At 53.4% G+C, this 3,327-nt stretch carries 1 protein-coding gene and 1 pseudogene; both read left to right on the top strand.

Annotation, left to right across the window (positions count from 1 at the left end; all coding sequences use genetic code 11):
- Positions 1-742, top strand: a pseudogene (locus Q0256_RS08130) (bifunctional phosphoribosylaminoimidazolecarboxamide formyltransferase/IMP cyclohydrolase PurH); the annotation flags it as partial.
- Between the two features lie 1,468 nt (positions 743-2,210).
- Positions 2,211-3,278, top strand: a complete 1,068-nt coding sequence (gene msrB, locus Q0256_RS08135; RefSeq protein WP_297962076.1) for a peptide-methionine (R)-S-oxide reductase MsrB — start codon at positions 2,211-2,213, stop codon at positions 3,276-3,278.
- The last annotated feature ends 49 nt before the right edge of the window (positions 3,279-3,327 follow it).

Genomic DNA, 3,327 nt, shown 5'->3' on the forward strand with positions numbered 1-3,327 from the left:
CTGCAAGCACGCCAATCCATGCGGCTTTGCCGTGAAATCTAGCCTGCTTGAAAGCTACGTAGAGGCGCTAAAATGCGACCCAGTCTCGGCATACGGCGGCGTCGTGGCGATAAACGGCGTTTTGGACGAGGAGCTAGCGAATAAGATCAATGAAATTTTTGTCGAAGTTATCCTTGCCGCTCGCGTTACGCCCGCGGCGCTTGCGGTATTTGAAAAGAAAAAGCGCATCAAAATTTTTGAGCAGGGCGGGGAGTTTTTGATTCGCGAAAACGACAAATATGATTTTAAATTTATCGACGGCGGCTTTGTGTATCAGCAGCGCGACTACGTGGGCGCGGGCGAGGTCGCAAATGCCCGCTGCGTCACGGGGCGCGCGGCGAGCCAGAGCGAACTTAGCGATCTAAAAATCGCGTGGCAGATCGCCGCACTTACGAAGAGCAACTGCGTGGTTTACGTCAAAGCTCGCGCGATGGTCGCGATCGGCATGGGTATGACGAGCCGCGTGGACGCCGCACGTGCGGCAGTGGCGAAGGCTCGCGACGTGGGCGTCGATCTGCGTGGCTGCGCGCTTGCAAGCGAGGCGTTTTTCCCGTTTAAAGACAGCATCGAGATCGCCCATGCTGCGGGCGTCGCGGCGGTCGTGCAACCAGGCGGCAGCATCCGCGACGATGAGGTGATCGCAAGCGCCGACGAGTTTGGCATGGCGATGTATTTTACGGGAGTGCGCCACTTTTTGCACTAAAATTTGCTCGCCTGCGGTGAGGCGGATTTATTGTGCTAGCTTCGTAACTTTTTATGCCGTTGCAAATCTTGAAAACCGCGCCGGAGCGGATCTTGTTGCTCGCTACGTAGCGGACACTGCGCGGATCTAATGCGCGGTGCTTTGTTGCACGCCAACGCGGTGCGGATCGGGCTATCTCCGCTACACAGCTGCGCGCGATGTAAATGGCTGTACTCTGCTACGTGGCGGAGGCAGTGCGAATCCGACTGTTCGCGCTTCGTTATACTACTGCGCGGCGCGAGTTTTTGGCTATGCGACATACCGCTACGTATCGGTGCGGCGCAATCTAAATTTAATCATCCGCCGCTCCTGAATGGTCGCGAAAATTTTATCTTGCGGCCGCAACGCAAAATTTAAAATTTAATCGCGCACGCAGCGGATGGGTTCGCGCCTCGCCGTCACACAACGGCGCAAATTTTATCTTGCGGCGCGTAAATTTCATGGCGCCTATTTTGCGTTGAAATTTCGGCGCCGTTTCGCAGCAGATACGGAGCGGAGTATAAATTTTTAAGGCGGCGCCTCGTCGCGATCGGCGCGCCGTATAGATAAATTTTAATCGTGCTGCGAGCGGATGGACGCCGTGCCGCAACCTAAGCGGTGTGTAGAAAATTTAGCCGCGCGGTGGACAAGTGCCGTGCCGCATTTGAAGCGGTGCGTAGATAAAATTTTATCTACGGCAAAGCAGCAGGCGCAGTGCAAAGCTTCCGTCTCGCGAGCAGTCCGTGCCCTCGCAAAGCGCGCGCGGTAGAATTCGGCCGCGTCGTAAAACTCACAAAGGCGCTAAATCAGGCTCAAGCCACGGTCGCGCGGCGGTAAAATTTTAATTATCGCGACGGTAGCAAAATCTAGCCGCGAGGCACGACAATAAAATTTCGCGCCGCAATAGGGCGTATCAAAATCTCTAAAATCCCCACGTAAGCCGCGATGAATGGATAAATTTCACGCGAGCCGTAGCGCAGGCGAATGGACGGCGCAAGGGTCTCGCTCGTAAAAGGGTTAGAATTTCATCGTAGCGCAGGGCGACGAAATTCCAACCCTACAGCGGTAGCAAAATTTTAATTCTTGCCGCGGCGATCAAATCCAACCGCTTACCGCGCTAGCGAAATCCAGCCTCCCCCCGCTGAAGCAGTAAAATTTTAATCTTGGCGGCGGCGGTAAAATTTCAGCCCTCGTTATAGCGTAGAATTTTAACCGCTTGCGAGGAGGTAAAATTCCGATGCTGCAGCGCGCTGCGAGGATAAGATAAAATTTTGATCTTGCGCTGCCGCGGTAAAATTCTAATTCTGCGGCGACGGCGAGCCGAAAGTCCCGATCCTGCGGCGATAAAATTTGGGTAGCGATCCGCCGTAGGCAATAAAATTTCTCTCTTTCACTCTCGCTTCATTTAGAGATTGTAAAATTGCGCAAAATTCAAAACGAAAGGATCAAAATGAAAATTTTCAAATTTTTAATCTGCCTCTTTGCTTTGGCGGCGGGTTATTTAGTCGCGCTCAATGCCGCAGACGGCGGCAGCGCGGTGGACGCAAATTTTAAAGTTAAAGGAGGCGGCGTGAACGCAAACGTAAAAGAAATTTATCTAGCAGGCGGCTGCTTCTGGGGCATGGAGGCGTATTTTAAGCAGCTTGACGGCATAGTCGCGACGCAGGTGGGCTACGCCAACGGCAAGAGCGATAAAGCAAGCTACGAGGGCTTACATAGCAGCGATCATGCCGAGACGCTACACTTAAAATACGACGCCAACGTCATCAGCGAGCCTGAAATTTTGGCGCATTATTTCCGCATCATCGATCCGTTCTCGATCGACAAGCAGGGTAACGATCGCGGTCGCGAGTACCGCACGGGCATCTACTACACCGATGAGGCGAGCGGGGAGATAGCGCGCTATTTCATAGCGGCGCAGCAGGCGAAATTTAAAGAAAAGATCGCCGTCGAAGTGGCGCCGCTAAAGAATTTCGTCCGCGCCGAGGAGTATCATCAGGATTATCTCGGCAAAAACCCGGGCGGCTACTGCCACATCGATCTGCGCCTTGCTAAAAAGCCGCTTGAGGACGATGAAAAATTTAAAGTGCAAAGCAAGGAGGAGCTGAAGAAAAATTTGACCGAGCTTCAGTATCAAGTCACGCAGGAAAAGGCGACCGAGCGGCCGTTTTCGAGCGAATACGACAAGAATTATAAAAAGGGCATCTACATCGACATCGTGTCGAAAAAGCCGCTGTTTTCATCCACCGATAAATTTGACGCGGGCTGCGGCTGGCCGAGCTTTTCAAAGCCGATAACGACCGATGCGATCGCCTATGCGCAAGATGACAGCCACGGCATGCAGCGCGTCGAGGTCTCCAGCCGCGTAGGAGGCAGCCATTTAGGACACGTCTTTGAGGACGGACCGAGGGATAAGGGCGGTATGAGATACTGCATCAACGGCGCTAGCTTGGAATTTATACCGCTTGAGGAGATGGACGCGCGCGGCTACGGCGAGTATAAAATTTACGTGCAGTAACGCGGGCTAGGGCTTTGGCTCGGCGATCGGTTTGGCGGTCAGTCGTTTT

It is taken from the genome of uncultured Campylobacter sp. (assembly GCF_937949835.1).
Lineage (GTDB): Bacteria > Campylobacterota > Campylobacteria > Campylobacterales > Campylobacteraceae > Campylobacter_B.

Bases quoted from the DNA above. Each gene is read 5' to 3' on its own strand.
- msrB (WP_297962076.1), top strand. From the start codon at position 2,211: ATGAAAATTTTCAAATTTTTAATCTGCCTCTTTGCTTTGGCGGCGGGT.